General features: G+C 70.3%; 13 protein-coding genes. 7 read left to right on the top strand and 6 right to left on the bottom strand.

Going from position 1 to position 18,440, the window contains the following annotated elements; all coding sequences use genetic code 11:
• Positions 1-96: 96 nt before the first annotated feature.
• Genes D7Y04_RS03590 through D7Y04_RS03570 form a run of 5 tightly spaced genes read right to left on the bottom strand, consistent with a single transcriptional unit; the run spans position 97 to position 6,172 of the window.
• The gene (locus tag D7Y04_RS03590; RefSeq protein ID WP_121758312.1) at positions 97-1,056 is read right to left on the bottom strand and encodes a carotenoid 1,2-hydratase; all 960 of its coding nucleotides are present in this window, start codon (positions 1,054-1,056) and stop codon (positions 97-99) included.
• Positions 1,053-2,504 carry an NAD(P)/FAD-dependent oxidoreductase gene (locus D7Y04_RS03585; protein WP_121758311.1) on the bottom strand — a complete coding sequence of 484 codons (1,452 nt, stop codon included), beginning with the start codon at positions 2,502-2,504 and terminating at the stop codon, positions 1,053-1,055. Before D7Y04_RS03585 ends, D7Y04_RS03590 begins: the two co-directional genes overlap by 4 nt.
• On the bottom strand, positions 2,501-3,535 hold the full coding sequence (locus tag D7Y04_RS03580; RefSeq protein WP_121758310.1) for a phytoene/squalene synthase family protein: 1,035 nt from the start codon (positions 3,533-3,535) through the stop codon (positions 2,501-2,503). Before D7Y04_RS03580 ends, D7Y04_RS03585 begins: the two co-directional genes overlap by 4 nt.
• Entirely contained in the window at positions 3,532-5,073 is a 1,542-nt protein-coding gene (locus tag D7Y04_RS03575; protein ID WP_121758309.1) for an NAD(P)/FAD-dependent oxidoreductase, read from the bottom strand. Before D7Y04_RS03575 ends, D7Y04_RS03580 begins: the two co-directional genes overlap by 4 nt.
• A gap of 10 nt (positions 5,074-5,083) precedes the next feature.
• The gene (locus tag D7Y04_RS03570) at positions 5,084-6,172 is read right to left on the bottom strand and encodes a polyprenyl synthetase family protein (protein ID WP_120596454.1); all 1,089 of its coding nucleotides are present in this window, start codon (positions 6,170-6,172) and stop codon (positions 5,084-5,086) included.
• Positions 6,173-6,295: 123 nt separating this feature from the next.
• Here D7Y04_RS03570 and D7Y04_RS03565 point away from each other — a divergent pair, with 123 nt between their 5' ends.
• The 6 genes from D7Y04_RS03565 (at position 6,296) to D7Y04_RS03540 (ending at position 11,795) form a co-directional block, all read left to right on the top strand.
• On the top strand, positions 6,296-6,859 hold the full coding sequence (locus tag D7Y04_RS03565; protein ID WP_171809218.1) for a hypothetical protein: 564 nt from the start codon (positions 6,296-6,298) through the stop codon (positions 6,857-6,859).
• Positions 6,856-7,764 (top strand): TIGR01777 family oxidoreductase, encoded by a 909-nt coding sequence (locus D7Y04_RS03560; protein WP_120596456.1) that lies wholly within the window; start codon positions 6,856-6,858, stop codon positions 7,762-7,764. The genes D7Y04_RS03565 and D7Y04_RS03560 overlap by 4 nt, the downstream gene beginning before the upstream one ends.
• A gap of 98 nt (positions 7,765-7,862) precedes the next feature.
• On the top strand, positions 7,863-8,915 hold the full coding sequence (locus D7Y04_RS03555; protein WP_120596457.1) for an alpha/beta hydrolase-fold protein: 1,053 nt from the start codon (positions 7,863-7,865) through the stop codon (positions 8,913-8,915).
• Positions 8,916-9,172: 257 nt separating this feature from the next.
• On the top strand, positions 9,173-9,772 hold the full coding sequence (locus tag D7Y04_RS03550) for a hypothetical protein (protein ID WP_120596458.1): 600 nt from the start codon (positions 9,173-9,175) through the stop codon (positions 9,770-9,772).
• A 102-nt stretch (positions 9,773-9,874) separates the two neighbouring features.
• Positions 9,875-11,131 carry a metallophosphoesterase gene (locus tag D7Y04_RS03545; RefSeq protein ID WP_121758308.1) on the top strand — a complete coding sequence of 419 codons (1,257 nt, stop codon included), beginning with the start codon at positions 9,875-9,877 and terminating at the stop codon, positions 11,129-11,131.
• Between the two features lie 19 nt (positions 11,132-11,150).
• Entirely contained in the window at positions 11,151-11,795 is a 645-nt protein-coding gene (locus D7Y04_RS03540) for a TetR/AcrR family transcriptional regulator (RefSeq protein ID WP_120599011.1), read from the top strand.
• A gap of 141 nt (positions 11,796-11,936) precedes the next feature.
• On the opposite strand, the gene D7Y04_RS03535 is transcribed toward D7Y04_RS03540, so the two are convergent.
• Entirely contained in the window at positions 11,937-16,529 is a 4,593-nt protein-coding gene (locus tag D7Y04_RS03535; protein WP_121758307.1) for a lamin tail domain-containing protein, read from the bottom strand.
• Between the two features lie 238 nt (positions 16,530-16,767).
• On the opposite strand from D7Y04_RS03535, the gene D7Y04_RS03530 reads away from it, so the two are divergent.
• Positions 16,768-18,375, top strand: a complete 1,608-nt coding sequence (locus D7Y04_RS03530; protein ID WP_120599009.1) for a serine/threonine-protein kinase — start codon at positions 16,768-16,770, stop codon at positions 18,373-18,375.
• The last annotated feature ends 65 nt before the right edge of the window (positions 18,376-18,440 follow it).

Raw genomic sequence — 18,440 nt, 5'->3', positions numbered from 1 at the left:
TCCGCCCCTTGCGCTCGCATGAATGCAGCGCCTGCTCACGCGCGTTCATGGCACGATTCGAACGCCGTGCGCGCTCATGCCGACGCATGGCCGCGTTCATGCCGCCCTTCCCACGCGCGTGCGGAAGTGCGCCATCCAGCGGATGAACGGGGAATGGAAGCGGCGGAAGTCCGCCACCTCGCCCATCGTGTCCAGCGTGTCCCGCCGCGACTCCAGGCGCGCGTAGAAGGGCGACGACTCCAGCAGGTGCGGTACGCCCACCACCTCGTTGCCCGTGTGCAGCTTCGAGGGAACGCGCAGCCCCCAGCCCGTCAGGTTCGTGGGACGCGCCTCGGGGTTCGGGCCGCGCTCGCACACCACGCCATTCGCTCCCGCCATCATGCGCACCGGCGCCACGCCGTCCGGCAGGTGGTAGTCCACCACCGTGTGGTTCGCGTGGTGCGTGCGCGCCCAGTGCCAGCCGGACAGCCGCGCCCCCAGCAACTCCTGGCCGTGGTTCGTGTCGTGGTAGCCCATCCCCTCCGCCGTCACGCCCAGCGTTGACACCTCCAGCCGGGCCTCCGAGCGGGGCGCCAATGCCTGCCAGTAATGCGGCAGGCCCGGCATGAGCTGCACCTCCGTGCCCCGCCCCGTCAGCGGCCGCAACGTCAGGCTGGCGCGCACCGGACGGCCCCACGGCGCCGTCCCGTCATCCACGTCCATGCGCACCGTGCCATCCACCGCGTGCGTCAACGTGGAGCGGCCGATGCACAGCCGTCCCGGTCCCTGCATCTCCACGCGCGGGTACTCGCTCAGCACCCACAACTTGCGCACACCCTGGTGATAGAGCGCGAAGTTCACCGCGCTGTACGCCAGCGGATGGCCTCCACGCCGGGCCGCGACGGAGTAACGCGGCGAGAACAACGACCCCAACATGAAGATGCACACCGCGCTGTACGGCCCGGCGGTCACGTCCGCGTAGAACCAGCGGTACGCCCCCGCCGTGTCCGGCAGCGCGGGCAGCGCGCACGACTCCGCCGCGTCGGACAGGAGGCTCTGCGCGAGGCCGGACTTCATGCGACCTCCCGCAGGTGCGCGGACGCCATCTGGGCCGCGAACCGGCCCGACAGCATCACCAGCGGAACCCCGCCGCCCGGATGCGTGCCGCCGCCCGCGAAGAACAACCCCGGCGTGCCGCCCCGGATACGCGGCCTGCGGAACGGACCGAAGCGGCCATGCGGCAGGAAGCCATAGATGGAACCACCCGGAGCCCCGCGCGCCGCCAGGTCCACCGGCGAGCGCTGCCCCACCACGCGCACGCGTCCCTTCAACGCCGGGTAGTGCCGCACGAGCTTCTCGAACATCTGCTCGCGCACTCGCTCCGCGCCGGCCTCCCAATCACGCCGGGCCTGATCCGCCCTGCCCTCCTCCAGCGGCATGGCCGGCGCGTTCACCATCACGAACAAGCCCGTGCGGCCCGGCGGCGCCATGCTCGAATCCGTGGCGGACGGGTTGCAGACATACACCGTGGGGTCCGTGGCGAGCTGACCCGCGAAGAGTTCATCGAACTCCTTCCGGTAGTCCCCGCCGAACATCACCGCGTGGTGCGGCACCGCCGTGCGCCCCTCCACCTCCAGGAGCAACACGAAGCCGGACAGCGACAGCGGCTCCGACTCCCGGCGCAGCGACGCCAGCGGATCCGCGTTCACCACCACGCTGTCGAACACCTCCGCGACCGGCTCCACGCGGTAGCCTTCGGTGATGCGCTCGAAGCGCGCGCGCGTGTCCAGGTGCACCGTCACGCCCAGCCGCCGCACCGCCTGCCCCAGCGCCTCCACCAGCGCGCCGATGCCGCCGCGCACGTGGTGCACGCCATACGCATGTTCGATGTGCGGGATGAGCGCGAACGCCGCGCTGGACGCATACGGCGACCCGCCCGCGTAGGTGGCGAAGCGCCCCGCGTACTGCCGCAGGTGATTCGTCTGGAAGTGCTTCGCCGCCAGCACATGCAGCGTGTCCATCTTCATCCCAGCCAGCATCGCGCCGATGCCCCGGCGGGCCACGCGTGCCATGAAGCCGGCCATGCCCTCGAAGGGGGCTTCCAGGTAGGGCTCGCCCGCCGCGCGCCAGATGGCCGCGGCCTCCGCGTAGAAGGAGTGCACGCCCTTGCGCTCCACGGGCCGCAGCTCCGCGGCGCTGTCCGCCATGCGCTCCAGGTCCTTGTACGCCGTGAAGCCGCACCCGTCCGTGAAGTGGTAGGTGCACTGCGGCTCCAGCTCCGTGAACGGCGGCAGCAGATCCAGCGCGCCCAACTGTTCGAACGTGCCGCGCACCAGCGCCGGCAACGTGAGCAGCGTGGGTCCCGTGTCCAGCGTGAGTCCCTCCACCATCACCGCCTGCGCCTTGCCACCCAGGGTCGGGCCGCTTTCGAACAGCGTCACCGCGTGGCCCTCCTTCGCCAGGAGGCCCGCGGCCGTCAGCCCACCAATGCCGCCGCCAATCACCGCCACGCGCGAGGCCTTCATCGCGAGCCTCCCGTGCCCGTGGGCAACAGCGGTACCGGCGCGGACGGCAGGGCCAGGGGCGCTTCCGGCAACGCGGCCCGGGGCCGAAGGAACACGATCGCCGTCAGCTCCAGCTTGCGCGCCGTTGTCGTGTGGGCCCGGCCGCTGAACACGTCGTAATCCCGCGCCTCGATGTCACGCAGGATGTCGCCGTAGATGGAGCCCATCAGCCGCACCATGCGCTGGCTTCCAAAGCCGGTGAGGTAGCGCACGCCCGCCGCCGCCCGCGCGTAGTACGCCCGCGCGCGCTGGATTTGAAAGCGCATGAAGTCACGCCACTTCGCGTCCACCCGCCCCGCGCGCAGGTCGTCCTCGGTGATGCCGAAGGCCCGCAGCTCCTCCGAAGGCAGGTACACCCGGCCGCGCTCCAGGTCCTCGCGCACGTCGCGCAGGATGTTGGTGAGCTGCATCGCGCGGCCCAGGTCCGCCGCCGGCTCCACCGCGCGAGCGTCCACACAGCCCAGCACCGGCGTCAGCATCAACCCAACCACACCTGCAACCCGGTAGCAGTACAGGTCCAATTCCTCCCACGTGTCGTAGCGCACCTTCGTCAGGTCCATCTCCATGCCGGAGATGAGGTCCTGGAAGGGCTGCTCGGGAATCCGGTAGTGGTGGATGGTGTGGCGCAGCGCCGCGAACTCGCTCGGGTCCCACGGCGACGGCGCGTCCTCGGAGGGCTGGCGCGCGGACGGCGGGCCCAGCTCCTTCGAGGCCAGCTCCGGCAGCGGCAGGTACACCTCCGCCACGCGCTCGCGAGCCCGGGCCAGGCGCGTCGCCAGGTCCATGGGCGCTTCGCCCGGCAGCGCGCTCTCGCCCGCGTCCACCAGGTCATCCAGCCGCCGGCAGAAGGCATACAGCGCGAAGGCCGCCTTCTTCCGCTGTCCGAAGAGGAGGTACGACGCGAAGAAGAAGCTCTTCGCGTGGTGGCGCGTGACGACCCGTGCGCGCCGGTAGCCCTGCGCGATGAGCGCCGAGGAAGCGGTGACGCTCATGCCGCCACCTCCACCGCGGGAACGCCCGCGCGAGGAGACAGGGCCACACCCTGCTTCTGGGCCCACTCCGTCAGCCGCTCGGTGACGAGCCGCGCGGAGATGAGCACCGTGGGCAGGCCCGTACCCGGCTGCGTGGAGGCGCCCACGAAGAAGAGGTTCTTCACGCGGGGATCCACGTTGGCCGGACGGAAGGGGCCAATCTGGAAGAAGTTCTGCGCCAGCCCGAACGCACTGCCACGCGCCAGGTTGTACGTGCCCGCCCAGTCATCCGGGGTGAAGATGCGCTCCACTTCGATGTCCGCTTCCAGGTCCGGGTAGCCCAGCTCCGCCATCCGCTGGAACACCTTCGCGCGCACCTTCGGGCCCTCCACCTTCCAGTCCATCCCCGGGTGCTGATGCGGCACGGGCACCAGCACGTAGAGCGAGTCCTTCCCCTCCGGCGCCAGCGAGGGATCCGTGCGCGTGGGCACGTTGACGTAGAAGCTGGGGTCCTCCGGCACGCGGAAGCGCTGGAAGATGTCTTCGAACGAGCCCGCGTAGTCCCGGCCGAACATCACGTTGTGATGCAGCAGGCCCGGCACCTTCTTCTTCATGCCCAGGTAGAGCATGTAGCCACTGGAGGTGAAGCGCAGCTTCTCCCCCCGCTTGAACGGCGCGTCCTTCGGATCCAACAGCTTCTCGTACGCATACGGCAGGTCCGCGTTGCACAGGACGGCGTCCGCGGACACCACCTCGCCACCCGCGAGCCGCACGCCCGTGGTGCGCCCGCCTTCGGTGAGGATGCGCTCCACTGCCTGGCCGTAGTGCAGCGTCACGCCCTCCTCCCGCGCCAGCCGCTCCAGCGCGAGCGGAATGGCATACAGGCCGCCCTTCGGGAACCAGATGCCCACGCCCAGCTCCGTGAAGGGCAACAGGCCATACACCGCGGGCGACTCGAAGGGAGACACGCCCAGGTACATGGTCTGGAACGTCATCGCCGCGCGCAGCCGGTCGTCCTGGAAGTAGCGGCTGACGTCCGCGTACATGCGGCGGTGCGCGCGTGCCTTGAAGATTTTCGCCAGCACCCGTGGGGAGAAGTAGTCGCTCACGCCGTTGAAGTTGCGGCCCACGAAGTGGTCCAGGCTGATGCGGTACTGCTCACGGCCCTGCGACATGAAGGCCAGGTAACGCTGGAAGCTGCCCGGCTCCACGCGCTCCAGCTCGCGGCCCATGGCGCACAGCTCGGACGTGAAGGTGACGTCCGAGCCGTCGCGGAAGTGCACCCGGTAGTTCGGGTCGCACCGCACCAGCGTGAGGTAGTCCTCGATGCGGCGGCCCAGCGCGCGGAAGGTCTCCTCGAACACCTCCGGCATCAGCACGATGGTGGGGCCCACGTCCCACGTAAAGCCATCCACCTGGAGCTGGTTGCACCGGCCTCCCGGGCCGTGCGTCTTCTCGAAGACCTGAACGTCGAAGCCCTGCCGCGCGAGCCTCGCCGCCGCGGCCAGTCCGCCCACCCCTGCGCCCACCACCACCACCCGCTTGCCCTGTGCGCTCATGACGGTGTCCTCAGGAAGCGCGACGCGACAGCCGGGTGATGAGGGCATCCAGCAGGTCCCTCAGACCATGGGGGTTGGGCAACGCCTGCAGGCTCCGCCGCGCCGAACGCGACGCACGCTCCACCGCGCGCTCACACGCCGCACGGCCACCGAAGTGCTCCACCAGCTCCCGCGCACGGGCGAGCGCCGCGTCGTCCTTGCACTCCACCGGCAGCGCCCACAGTTGCTCCAATTCCTCGCGGCCCTCGGGAGTGGCGCGCACGTACGCGGCCACCACCGGGAAGGTGCGCTTGGCCTGCATGAAGTCGCCGTCGGACGCCTTGCCCGCCACGGCCGCGTCGCCGAACAGACCGATGAGGTCGTCGCGCAGCTGGTACGCCAGACCCACCGAGCGCCCCACCCGCTCCAGGCCCTCCAAGAGCCCCGCGTCCGCACCGCCCAGCATCGCGCCACACACCAGCGGGGCGCAGAAGCCGTAGCGCGCCGTCTTGAGGTGCGCCACGCGCAGCGTCTGGAAGAGCGACATCTCCGCCAGCGGCACGCGCGCCAGGTCCAGGTCCAGGTACTGCCCCGCCGCCGTGTGCCGGCACACGCCCAGGTAGTAGCGCGCCACGCTCGACGCTCCCGTCAGCCCCGACTCCAGCATCGCCTCCAGCGAGCGTGCGAAGAGGTGGTCCCCCATCACCACCGCCAGGTCCTCGCCCGGACGGCCCGGAGCCAGCATCCGGTGCAGCACCGGCCCGCCCCGCCGCAGCTCCGCCTGATCCGCCACGTCGTCGTGGATGAGCAGGAACGTGTGCAAGAGCTCCAGCCCCGCGGCGAAGCGCCACAGCCCCGGCGGCACCGAGGTGCTCCCACGCGCCAGTCCGTGCCCCGCCAGCACCAGCGCCGGCCTCAGCCGCTTCGCCGGCCGCAGCGCATAAGCCCTCGCCTGCGCCGCCGCGTGTGTCCAACGTGCGTCCAGGGCCTGCTCATCCGGCAGCTCGAACAGCTGCGCGAGCGCGGCCTCCACTTCCGCCTGCACGAGCTGCAGCCAGGCTTGTTCAGGCGGCGCGGCTCCGGCGGAGGGCTGCTGCACGTTGGGAAGCAGGGTGGCCATACAGCGGATCTCCGGAATCGGGAGCACGGCAGCAGCCTTCTCACCTAGAGGTAGCGTTTGCGTCCAGAGATTGTCAAGGCTATGTCTAAGGTTTGCAAAAACCTTGTACACGGAGGCTCCCTGATGAAGGCGTGGATCGCAGGCGCGTTGACGGTGACCCTGGCGGCGGGGAGCGCGGGTGGCGCCGCCCCGGATCCGGAGCCCGTGGACGCGACGTTAAGCACCAGCAGCGGAGAGAGGGTTCAGCTGGCCCGCTGGCGTGGGAAACCCGTCATCCTCTTCTACGAGGACAAGGACTCCACGACACTCAACGCCCCCCTGAAGGCGGAGCTGTTCACCCGGGGACGCGAGCGCGGCCTGCTGCAGAGTGCGTTCGTGGTCGCGGTGGCCAATCTGGAGAAATACGACTTCTTTCCCGCGCGGGAGATCGCCCTGTCGTACGTGCGTGACGAGGAGAAGAAGGCTGGCGTGCCCATCCTGGTGGACCTGAAGGGCACCCTGGGCCAGGAGCCCTTGAAGCTGCCCACCAAGACGTCCACGGTGATGCTGCTGGACGCGGAAGGCACGCCGGTCTACCGCCACTCGGGGCGCATGAAGCCGGAGGAGCAAGCCCGCTTCTTCACCGCCCTGAGTGAGCTGGTGGGCCAGGACCTGACCGCTGAACGAGAAAAGGAGGTCCACCCTTGAGGGTGACCTGCACGGGCGCCACCGGCTTTCTCGGTCCAGGCCTTGTCCAAGGTTTGTTGGAGGCCGGCCACACGGTGCACGTGCTCAGCCGGAACGTGGAACACGCGCTCGGCCGGCTGCCCGCCGGAGTCACGGGCTCCTATTTCGATGGAAGCACGCCGCTGTCGCCGGACGCGCTCGCGGGCGCTGAAGGCGTGGTGCACCTGGCCGGGGAGCCGGTGGACCAACGTTGGACGCATGAAGCGAAGCACCGCATCCACCTCAGCCGCGTGGAGGGCACGCGCGTGCTGGTGGAGGCCATGAAGCAGGCAGGCAGCGTGCGGCACTTCGTCTGCGCGTCGGCGGTGGGCTTCTACGGCGGCGCCCGGGCGGGACAGACGCTGACGGAGGAGGACCCGCCCGGCGACGACTTCCTCGCCCACGTGTGCCAGGACTGGGAAGCGCAAGCCCTGCGCGCGGAGGAAGCGGGCATCCGCACCGTGCGCCTGCGCATCGGCGTGGTGCTGCACCCGGCGGGCGGCGTGCTGCACCGGATGCTGCCGGTGTTCCGCATGGGCGCGGGCGCGAAGGTGGGCAACGGCCAGCAGTACGTCAGCTGGGTGCACAGAGAAGACCTCTTCCAGCTGATGCGCTTCGCGCTGGAGCACCCCACCCTGTCCGGCCCGATGAACGCCACGTCGCCGGAGCCCGTCACCAACGCGACCTTCGCGCACACGCTGGGCGCGGTGCTGGAGCGGCCCGCGGCGCTGTCGGTGCCGGGAATCGTCCTCAAGGCGCGCTTCGGGGAGATGGCGCGCGTGGCGTTGGAGGGCCAGCGGGTGATGCCCCGGCGCGCGCTGGAGGCGGGCTTCCAGTTCCGCTACCCCGACCTGACCGGAGCGCTGCGCGATCTGCTGTCGCCCTGAGCGGCCGCAAGCGCGATGTCCGCGGGTGGACGCGGATCCACGTCAGCCACGCTCCCCATCCCAGGCCCCAGGCGCAGTGCATACAGTGCGCGCCACGCATGGACGACACCCGGACGCTGGAAGCCCGCGCACGCAAAGAGGGCACGCCGCTCATCGACGGAGACACCGCCACCTTCGTGTGGAAGGGCCCCCGACAGGTCTTCCTCCAGGGAGACTTCCAGGACTGGCGCGGCACGCCCCTTCCGCTGGAGCGTGTGGGAAAGGGATTGTGGGCGCGCTCGCTGGCGCTGCCCGAGGACGCCTACGTCGAGTACGCGCTCCAGGACGCGAAGGGCCGCCGCGTGCGCGACGCCTTCAACCCGCGCCGCTCCGACAACGGCTTCGGCGACTTCAACCACTGCTTCTGGATGCCGCAGGGCGAAGCGACGCCCCTGGGCAAGCGCATCCGGAACGTGCCCAAGGGCCGCGTGACACGCCACCAGCTGGCGACGCACGAGTGCGCCGTAGGCAAGAAGCGCGCGGTGGCCCTCTACGCGCCGCCCGTGAAAGGCCCCGTGCCGCTCGTGGTGGTGCTGGACGGCGACGACTACCTCCAGCGCGTCCAGCTGCCCGTGGTGGTGGACAACCTGATCGCCGCGGGCCGCATGCGCCCGGTGGCCATGGCCTTCGTGGCCAACGGCGGCCCGGCCCGCACCCTCGAGTACGCGTGCAGCGAGGCCACCGTCGCCCTCCTGCACCAGCACGTGCTCCCCCTGGCCCGCGAGCACCTGTCGCTGGTGGATGAGCAGCGCACGCCGGGCGCGCACGCGGTGCTGGGCTCGTCGCTGGGCGGCCTCATGGCGCTCTTCGTGGCCCAACGCCTGCCGCACGTCTTCGGCCGCGTCCTGTCCCAGTCCGGCGCCTTCTCCATCGAGGGCACCGACATGGTCGTCTTCGACCTGGCCCGGCGCACCGGCCAGCCGCCGCTCCATGTCTGGATGGACTGCGGCCGCTTCGAGGGACTCCAGGACGGCAACCAGCGCCTCCTGCCCCTCCTCCAGGCGGCCGGGCACCGCGCCACGTACCGGACCTACAGCGGGGGCCATAATTACCCCGCGTGGCAGACCAGCCTCCCGGCCGGCCTTGAAGAAATCTTCTCGACCCCTGGGTGACGCATCGCGGCGAAACGCCGGATTTCCGTCCGGGATGAAAGCCCCCTGGAATCAAGGGGTTGGCCGGGAAGGAAGGCGGCCAAGGCCGGATGATCCAGGATTGAGAGGGGGCTCTGACGCGGCATGCGGGCGGCCGGACAGGGCCTGTGGACTGGGGGGCTACGCAACCCTGGGGAAGGACAGCCCGATAACAGATGTAGGTGCGCAACCCGGAGCGAGTACCGCGACGGGCCTTCCCCCGCGCCTGGAGTCCCCTCATGTCTCGCGTCGATGGTGGCAATCGCCCGTCCATTCCCCCGAAGCGCTCGGAGTTCGAGCGGTCCGAGCGGAGCGACGTCACGCGCGACAGCAAGCCGGGAGCCCAGGGCCGGACGCCCGCCAACCCCAACGTGCGCTCCTTCCAGGGACGCAGCGACTTCGAGCCCGCGCGCCCCACCGCCGGGCGCCCCACGCCTCCTCAAACGCAGGCCGTGAAGGCCCCGCCCTCTCCGGCGGACGCGGAGTCCATCGCCCAGGCGGACATGGAGCTGGGGCTTTTGGAGGAGTTCCCGGACGCGGACGCGCAGAGCGGCATCGCCTCCGCCATGCTGCACGCGCACGCGGACGCGCCCGTGTCGCAGAACCGCATCGTGGAGCGGCTGAAGCAGGACGGCCGCCTGGAGTCGCTCTTCGGCGAGGTCTTCCGCGAGGACAACCCGTACGTGGAGCAGCCGCACAAGAATGCCATCGTGAAGGCGCTCGACACGGCGCTCTCCCGCGGCACGGTGACCGGCGACGACCTGCGCGCCTTCTCCCGTGGCACCTACGCCCAGGAGTGGCAGCAGATCGGCGCCGCGCTGGGCACCCGCAGCAAGTAGCCAGCAGCCGGGCTCCCAGGCTCGGAGCCCCCTCGCCGCTTCACGCTTCTTCACGCGCATGCCGGTTGCGCCGTGGCGCGTGAACGTGAAGATGGGCCTCCCATGGTGGAAAGCCCGTTGCGCATCATCCTGTTCATCCTCCTCGTCAGCGTCGCGTCGGTCTACGTCCACGTCTACCTGTACCGGCGCCTCTTCCGCGACACGTCCACGAACCGCGCCTGGCGCACCGCCGGCAAGGTGCTGCTGACGGCGCTGTGCGTGCCGCTGCTGCTGTCCTGGGTGGTGACGCGCATCATCCCCTCCGCGTTCATCGTCGCCGTGTTCGCGTGGACGTGGATGGGCGTCGCCGTCTACCTGCTGCTCTCCCTGGCGCTGATGGGCGCGGTGCGCTGGCTCGTGGCGCGCACGCGCGGCCACCGGGGCGTCACCGCGCCGCTCGCCACGCCCGCGCCGGACCCCGCCGCGCCGCCGTCCCTGTCGGACCTGGCCGTCTCCGTGCCGCCCCCGCCTCCCGCCGTGCCCCCCGTGGACGAAGCCCGCCGGCTGTTCCTCTCGCGGGCCACCGCGGGCGGCGCGGTGCTCGCGGCGGGCGGCCTCACCGGCTACGGCATGTGGAGCGCCTTCCATCCGCCGGTGGTCAACGAGGTCGCGGTGCGGCTGCCCGGCCTGCCCAAGGCGCTGGATGGCTTCACCATCGTCCACATGAGCGACATCCACGTGGGCCCCATCATCCAGCGGCGCTTCATGGATGAGCTGGTTCGGCGGGCCAACGCGCTCAAGCCGGACCTGGTCGCCATCACCGGCGACCTGGTGGACGGCACGGTGGCCGACCTGCGCCACTCCGTCGCCGCGCTCCAGAACCTCCAGGCGCGCGCGGGCACGCACTTCATCACCGGCAACCACGAGTACTACTGGAACGCCAGCACCTGGGCGGACGCCCTCACCGGCCTGGGCGTCACCGTGTTGCGAAATCGTCACGTGACGATTGGAGACGCGGGCGGTGCGTTCGACCTGGTGGGCGTGGACGACTGGTCCATGCGTAACGGCCCCAAGGGTTACAACCTGGACGCCGCCGTCCAGGGCCGGAATCCCGACCGTGCCGCGGTGCTGCTCGCGCACCAACCATCCAATTGGGATGTGGCTGCGAAGGCAGGCATGGGCTTGCAACTGTCCGGACATACCCACGGCGGACAGTTCTTCCCGTTCACCGTCGCCGTCTCCGCCATCTGGAAGCACGACGCCGGCCTCTTCCAGGAAGGCGACAACCACCTCTATGTCAGCAGGGGCACCGGTTTCTGGGGCCCACCCCTGCGCGTCGCCGCGCCGTCTGAAATCGTTAAGGTGACGCTCCTGGCGTGAGGTGTAGATTTACCCGGAAATGAGCAAGGAACCAGCGAAGCGCGAAATCAAACAGGAGCGGGCCGCGCGAACGCGGGTCGAAATCCTGGAGGCCGCCATCAATTTGTTCGCTCGGCGGGGCTACCTGTCGACGACGATGTCGGACCTGGCGAAAGCCATCCGGATGACGCCGGGCGCGCTTTACTGGCATTTCCCTACAAAGGAAGACCTGCTCCTGGCGGCCATCGATGAATTGCATCAGCGCTACCTGATGGAGTTCGCGCCGCTGCTCGCCGAGCGCCGCGTCCTGTCCGGCCGGGAGCAGCTGGTGTTCGTGGTGTCCCGCACGTCGCAGTTCCTGCGCTACCACCGCGAATACGGCATCTTCTTCGGGATGCTGTCCGCCGAGTCCGCGGAGTCCAACGACCGCGTGGCGGAGGCGCTGCGCGACAAGATTTCCCTCTACGTGGCGGTGCTGGCGGGGATGATCCGCTTCGGCCAGAAGCGCAATGAGTTCCGCCAGGAGGTGGACCCGCTGCACATGGCCCACACGATGATGGGCGGCTACCTGGGCATCCTGCTGCACCACAACCTGTTCCGCGCCGCCGTGAACTACGACCCGCTGATGGCGTCGTTGGATCAGATCCTCTCCGGCGGCCTCCACGTGCGCGGCCCCATGGGCTGAGGCGCTGAACCCACCGGGCCGGGCGGCCCGGAAAAACAGACGCCCGGTCCCCCATGTGAGGGGACCGGGCGTTTTTCATTTCAGGGAGGCTTCAGCCCCCCCGCTCCCCTCGGGTGAGGAGAGCGGGGCGGGATGCCGGGACTACGGCATCTCGATGGGGCTCGACGCGTTCTGCGGCTGACGCGCCGTGCGCTGCACGAAGTCCGCCGCGTTGTCGTCCGTGTCCTGGCCGTTGCCGGCGAGCTCGTCGTCGCCGCCCGCGCCCATGGTGGTGGAGGTGGACGACGCCCGGGCCTTGCGCTCCACGCTGCCGCCGTTGGCGATGGTCCCGGGGACGGAGCTCTTGCCTTCCGCCTGGTCCGCGGTCCCGTAGCCGACCTTGTCCACCGCCGTCTCCGAAGCGCCCGTGGCGAGCGTCGAGGGCCCGATGCGGATGTGCCCGCCCGCGGCCGCCATGGAGAAGGACGAGCCCCAGCTCGCGTTACCCGTCACGGAGCCGACGTACTTGGCGTTCGTCACAAGGAAGAAGCCATGCGCCGCGATCTTCGAGCCAGCGGGAATCTCGAAGTTGCCCGAATAGGCCGTGCCGGTGGTTGCCTTCATGTACTGCAGCCTCCAGCCGCTGATATCCACTTCCGCATTGGTCGGGTTGTAGAGCTCGACGAACTCGTCGTCCGCGCCCCCCGGGCCCCCGGGGGCCAGCTCACTGATGACCACATGGCCCTGGGGCGCGGCCACCGTCACGGCCGCCTGCTTCGTCACGCCCTGGTAGGACGCGGTGAGCTGGCCTTCGCCCGTGGCCTCGGTGGCGGTGAAGACGACCGTGGCGGTCGTCTGACCCTCCGTCACCGTCACCGTCGAGGCCGACAGCGAGCCCAGCTCCGAAGGCGTGAACGCCACGTCCACGGCCGCGCCGCCCGCGGGGGCCTTGCGGTCCAGCGTGACGGTGAACGTCTGCGTCGTGCCCACCGTCACCGTCGCCGTGTCCGGCGTGACGCTGGCGAGCTTCGCGGGAGGAGGCAGCACGGTCAGCTCCGCCGACCGGGTGATGCCGTTGAGCGAGGCGGACACCGCGCCCGTCCCCTCACCGTCCGCGGCGGCGGTGAACGTCACCGTCGCCGTCGTCGCGCCCGCGGCCACCGTCACCGACGTGGCGGACAGCGCGCCGAAGGGCGTGGCCGGCGAAGTCAGCGCCAGCAGCACCTGCACGGGCTCCGTCGGAGCGGACGCCAGCGTCACCGTGAACACCTGGGTCGCGCCCGCGTTCACCGTGGCGGTGGACGGGGTGAGCGACGTGAGTTGCGGCACGTCCGTGTTGACGTTCACCGTGGCGCTCAGCGCCCCCAGCGTCACCGTGCCGGAGCCGGTGCTGGCCTCTTCCACGGTCAGGTCGAAGGTGGCCGTCAGCGCGTCCGCCGTCACGGCCTGGGCCGTGATGGTGCCGAAGCCCGCGGGGGCCACGGTCACGTCCAGCGTGGTGCCCGCCGGCACCGGCCGGTCGAACGTCACGGTGAAGCGCGCCGTGCCACCCGGAGCCACGCTCTGCGTCGCCGGGGTGAGGTCCGTGGCGTTGGCCGCCTCGGTCGCACCCAGCACGCGCAGCGCGGTCGTCTGGGAGGAGGTGCCCAGCGTCGCGGTGAGGGTCACCGAGGCCGCCGCCGCCTTCGCGTCCAGCGCCACCGTGGCGCTCGTCTGGCCCGCGGGGATGACCACCTGCCCGCCCGCCGCGGACAGGGCCGCCGCGTCGCTGGAGGAAATGGTCACGGTGACGTCCACCGGGTAGGCGTTCGCCATCGTCACGGTGAGGGGCTGCGGAATCGCCTGGGTGCCGCCCACGCGCGCGAAGCCACCGGACGCGAAGGCCGTCAGCGCCGGCAGGGGCGGCAGCGGGATGACCATGTCGGCCGCGCTCCGGGGCAGGACCTTGTGCTCGTTGAAGCCGAACGTGAGCACGCCGCGCAGCGTGATGTACTCCGTGCCCAGCACCTGCGTGGGGTACGCGAAGGCCTGGTCGTCCACCATCAGGCCCGAGGACGCCGGGTTGCCGGACTTGTTCTCGTCCACGATGAACTCGCGGTTGGTGTTCTCCAGGCGGGTGTTGAAGACGTTGCGGACCTCCACCAGCGCACCCTCCAGCGCCTTCGCCTTCAGGCCATTGGTGCGGATGTCCTCCGTGCGCACCACCACCGGAGCCGGCAGCGGGTTGGCCGCGCTGTGCTTCGTCACCTTGCCGTCGGTCACCTCCAGCAGGCCGAAGTAGTCCTTCAGCGTGCCCTCCACGCGGAGGTTGTCGCCCACCGCGACGTCGGCCTTGGGGCTGTAGATGAAGAGGCCGGAGTTCTCCGCGCCCTTGCCCGCCGGGTAGTTCGCCACCTGCACCCAGTAGCCATTGGCCGCCTTCGCATCCACCGCGGTCACGACCACGTCGTCCACCGCGATCTTCGAGCCCACCAGCGACTGGCCGCCGGAGCGGGGCGTCACCTTCACGTCGTAGACGGTCGTGGGGCACGCGGTGCCGGCGGGGTTGGCCACCGGGCACGCGTCACACGCGTCGCCCACGCCGTCGCCGTCGGTGTCCTTCTGGTCGGGGTTGGCCACCAGCGGGCAGTTGTCCGTGGGGGCGGTGATGCCGTCGTAGTCGAAGTCGGACGGGTCCTCGGCGGAGCACGTGGCCGCGTCATTCGGGCAGCCGTCGCACACATCGCCCTTGCCGTCGCCGTCGGTGTCCTTCTGGTCCGCGTTGGCCACGAAGGGGCAGTTGTCCTTCCAGGTGGCCACGCCGTCGTGGTCGTCGTCGTCGCCGCGGAAGGCCACGCACGAGGTGGTACCCGCCTCCAGGGGGCACGGGTCGCACGCGTCACCCACGCCGTCACCGTCCGTGTCCACCTGCCGCCCGTTGTCCATGGGGCGCACGGGGTTGAAGATGGTGGGGCAGTTGTCGCTCGCGTCCTCGACGCCGTCCGCGTCCGCGTCCGCCGCGCTCGACACGCCCGTGTAGACGGTGGAGCCGTTGACGGCGGCCACCGGGAAGCTGGTGTTCACCGCGCTGCGAGAAGGCTCGCAGGTGGGCTCGTTCTGCGGCGTGCCGCACGCGAACAGCGGGTAGAGGCCCTGGGTGTCCGGGGAGCCCTGGAACTCCGCCAGCGTCTTGCCAATCTCCGACTTCACGCACGCGGCCTTCTGGGTGCCGCACACGTCCAGCGCGTCGCAGGCGTCCGTGCCCTTGAGGCCGTCCACCAGCGCCTGGTCACCGAAGAGCGGCTTGCCGCCGCGCACCGTCAGCACCACGTCCTGCGGCTGCGCGGCGATGACCGCGCGGAACGGCGAGGCCGCGTTCGCGCCCACGCGGAAGATGGCCAGGTCCGCCATCTTGCCCGGGGCGATGCGGCCCACGCGCTCGTAGATGTCCACCACGTCCGCGGCGTTGGCCGTGACCATGCGCCACAGGTCCTCGTCCGTGAAGGCCTTGGCGTAGCGCGTGGTGTTGAGGTGATCCGCGCAGGCCAGCTCGCGCAGGATGTTCATGGAGCCGGAGCGGATCCAGTCCGTGCCCAGGGAGATGGACACGCCCAGCCGCTTGTAGGCCGTCACCATCGCCGTGTCGCCGTACAGCGAGATGTTGGAGCGCGGCGACCAGACGAGGCCGGTGCCGTGCGCCGCCATCTGCGAAATCTCCGCCGCGGTCAGGCCCACGCCGTGGATGATGGACGAGCGCGGGTACAGCACATTGCCCGCGCCCGAGGACAGGCAGCGGAACTCGTTCTGCGCCGTGGACGCGATGCCCTCCGCGACGTGCGGCAGGTACGCGGACGTGCGCGAGGTGATGGTCGCGGAGGACGGGAACGACGAATACGAGCAGCTGTCCGTCAGCATGGTGCCGCTGCTGTCACCCAGCGGGAAGGTGTCCGAGTCCGCGTACGCCTCACTCAGCCCCTCCTGCTGCGCGGCGGCGGACACGTCCATGTTGCGCAGGAAGCCCAGCTGCCCGCCCGCGCCCGCGATGGAGGTGGTGCCCGCCATCACCTGGCGCAGCTCCGACCAGCGGATCGCGTCCGCCTTCGTGTTGGACGGGTTGTTCAGCCGGGTGTGCTTGTTGCTGCCCGTGCGCCACTCGTGGCGGTGCTCGTAGCGCTCCACGCTGGTGCTGGCCTGCGGCGAGCCCGGGTAGGTGATGTGGTCGTGCGGGTTGATGAGGCCCGGGGAGATGACGCCCGTGGGGCACGTCACCACGGTGGCCTCCGCGGCGCCGGCCGCCTTCGAGCAGTCACACTCGGAGCAGGTGATGACGCCCTGGGCGTCCACCAGCACCTGGCCGCCCATCAGCGTCTGGCCATCCTTGAGCACGATGCCCGTGAAGAGCTTCCCGGCCGTGCCCGCCTTCGTCACTTCGCAGGTGGCACCATTCGCCAGCGGCGCGGGAGGCGTGGCCCAACACTGGACCGTCTGGGCGGACGTGACGGTACAGTCCGCCTCGCACCCGTCACCCCCGTTGGTGTTGCCGTCATCGCACTGCTCGGCGCCTTCCTTCTTTCCGTCGCCACACTTCACCCCAGTGACGGTGCAGTTCGCTTCGCACCCGTCTCCGTTGTTGGTGTTGCCGTCATCGCACTGCTCGGCGCCTTCCTTCTTTCCGTCACCGCAGACCGCATTGACCTCTGGATCGGAACTGCAGGCACTGCCCAACAGAAGGACCGCGCCCAGGGCGGCCAGCAATAAACGGGGGGAGCTGCGCATGAAGCCTCCTGCCCGAAGGCAGTGCCGTGAAGAAAGAACGGGTGCGACGAGGAAAGCCCCCCGTGCCTCGCATGCCGCATTGGACGGGGGTGCAACATTTCAGCGATACCTGACCCCTGAAGTCCACTTCGTGGGGCTCCAAGAGCCTTCCGTGTGGCGGAAGGTATGGTAGGAGCACACCCAACGTGTGGGGGAGCAGGCGGATGACGCGTCCTGCCACGTTCTAGAGTGGGGGGACATGATTACCCGGAATCCATCGAGCACCGTTTCGCGCTTCCTGGACTCGCACCTGCGGCGGGACGCGCAGGCCCGCGAGCTGTCCGTGGCGCGCTTCATGAGCATCCTGTCCGCCATCTGCGTGGTGGTGGCCGCGGCGCTCGGGCCTGCGATGGGGTGGGACCTGACGCTCGCGCTGATGGGGCTGTCCGCGGTGCTGTCGGGTTATTACGGCTGCATGTGGTGGGTGTTGCGCTCCGGCGCGTTCCACCCGGCCATCCCGTGGCTGAACGTCTTCATTGAAGTGAGCATCCCGGCGGTGGTGCTGGCGTTCGACCTGCACTTCAAGGGCCCCGTCTATGCGCTCACCGCGCCCACGCTGGTCATCTGGGGCACGCTGGTGACGCTGGCGGGCCTGCGCAGCAACCCGCGCCTGGGGCTGGCCGCGGGCGCGCTGGTGGCGGCGGAGTACCTGGCGCTCTACTTCGGCTTCGTGCGGCCGCTGTTGCCGGAGGAGCCGCTCGTCACGCTGGGGCCGCTGTTCATCTGCGTGCGCGCGTTCTTCTTCGTGGCCACGGGCGCGCTGACGGCGACGCTGGCGCGGCACTTCCTGGAGCGCACGCGGAGCGCGCTCGCGGCGCTGCGCGAACAGGAGGTCATGGGCAAGTACGTGCTGCATGAGCGCGTGGGCGCGGGCGGCATGGCGGAGGTGTACCGGGCCACGTACTCGCCGGAGGGCGGCTTCGAGAAGCAGGTGGCCCTGAAGCGCATCCTGCCGTCGTACGCGGACGACGCGGCGTTCGTGACCATGTTCCGGCGCGAGGCGGAGCTGTGCTCGTCGCTCTACCACCCCAACATCGTCCAGGTGTTCGACCTGGGCCGCCACGGCGGCACCTACTTCCTGGCCATGGAGTACGTGGACGGGCTGCCCATGAGCGCGCTGCTCAAGCCGCAGAACCGCCGGCCGCTGCCCATGTCCGCCGCGACGTTCCTGGCCGCGGAGCTGGCGGGCGCGCTGGACTACCTGCACCGGCGCACCAGCGCGGACGGCGTGCCCCTGCGGCTGGTCCACCGCGACCTGAACCCGCCCAACATCCTGGTGTCGCGCATTGGCGAGGTGAAGCTGTCGGACTTCGGCATCGCGCGGGACGCGATGCGCGCGAACCTCACGGTGGCCGGCAGCGTGCGCGGCAAGCTGGGCTACATGGCGCCGGAGCAGGCCATGGGCAAGGACATCGACGGGAGAGCGGACCTCTTCGCCCTGGGGCTCACACTGCACGAGGCCCTCACCGGCCGGCGCGCGCTGAGCGGCCATTCGGAGGAGGTGCTGCTGCGCGCGGCGGTGGACCAGGAGGTCGTCCCGCCCTCGCAGCTCAACCCCGCGGTGCCGCTGGCGTTGGACCTCATCGTCATGCAGCTGCTCCAGAAGGACCCGGAGAAGCGCACGCCCAACGGCGCGGCGCTGCGGCAGCAACTGCTGGCGCTGGACGGCCCCGCGGCCCCCTTCCCTCACGGCCAGGGAGAGCTGGGGCGGGTGGCGCGCGAGGCGAAGGCGCTGACGGAGCAGCTGACGCAGGAGACCGTGGAGACGGCGGCCGTGGGGAAGCCGTCCCTCGCGCGCCTGGCGTGACGCGGGGCGTGGCTGCACGGGGCACGGGAGCGCGTTAGAACGCGGCGCGTTTCCCGTCGCCTGGA

The sequence above is a fragment of the Corallococcus sp. AB038B genome (genome assembly GCF_003668955.1).
Classification (GTDB): domain Bacteria; phylum Myxococcota; class Myxococcia; order Myxococcales; family Myxococcaceae; genus Corallococcus; species Corallococcus exiguus.
This window is presented reverse-complemented; position numbering and strand designations above follow the sequence as displayed.

Coding starts and splice junctions, on each gene's coding strand:
- D7Y04_RS03590 (WP_121758312.1), bottom strand. CDS start 1,056: ATGAAGTCCGGCCTCGCGCAGAGCCTCCTGTCCGACGCGGCGGAGTCG.
- D7Y04_RS03585 (WP_121758311.1), bottom strand. CDS start 2,504: ATGAAGGCCTCGCGCGTGGCGGTGATTGGCGGCGGCATTGGTGGGCTG.
- D7Y04_RS03580 (WP_121758310.1), bottom strand. CDS start 3,535: ATGAGCGTCACCGCTTCCTCGGCGCTCATCGCGCAGGGCTACCGGCGC.
- D7Y04_RS03575 (WP_121758309.1), bottom strand. CDS start 5,073: ATGAGCGCACAGGGCAAGCGGGTGGTGGTGGTGGGCGCAGGGGTGGGC.
- D7Y04_RS03570 (WP_120596454.1), bottom strand. CDS start 6,172: ATGGCCACCCTGCTTCCCAACGTGCAGCAGCCCTCCGCCGGAGCCGCG.
- D7Y04_RS03565 (WP_171809218.1), top strand. CDS start 6,296: ATGAAGGCGTGGATCGCAGGCGCGTTGACGGTGACCCTGGCGGCGGGG.
- D7Y04_RS03555 (WP_120596457.1), top strand. CDS start 7,863: ATGGACGACACCCGGACGCTGGAAGCCCGCGCACGCAAAGAGGGCACG.
- D7Y04_RS03550 (WP_120596458.1), top strand. CDS start 9,173: ATGTCTCGCGTCGATGGTGGCAATCGCCCGTCCATTCCCCCGAAGCGC.
- D7Y04_RS03545 (WP_121758308.1), top strand. CDS start 9,875: ATGGTGGAAAGCCCGTTGCGCATCATCCTGTTCATCCTCCTCGTCAGC.
- D7Y04_RS03540 (WP_120599011.1), top strand. CDS start 11,151: ATGAGCAAGGAACCAGCGAAGCGCGAAATCAAACAGGAGCGGGCCGCG.
- D7Y04_RS03535 (WP_121758307.1), bottom strand. CDS start 16,529: ATGCGCAGCTCCCCCCGTTTATTGCTGGCCGCCCTGGGCGCGGTCCTT.
- D7Y04_RS03530 (WP_120599009.1), top strand. CDS start 16,768: ATGATTACCCGGAATCCATCGAGCACCGTTTCGCGCTTCCTGGACTCG.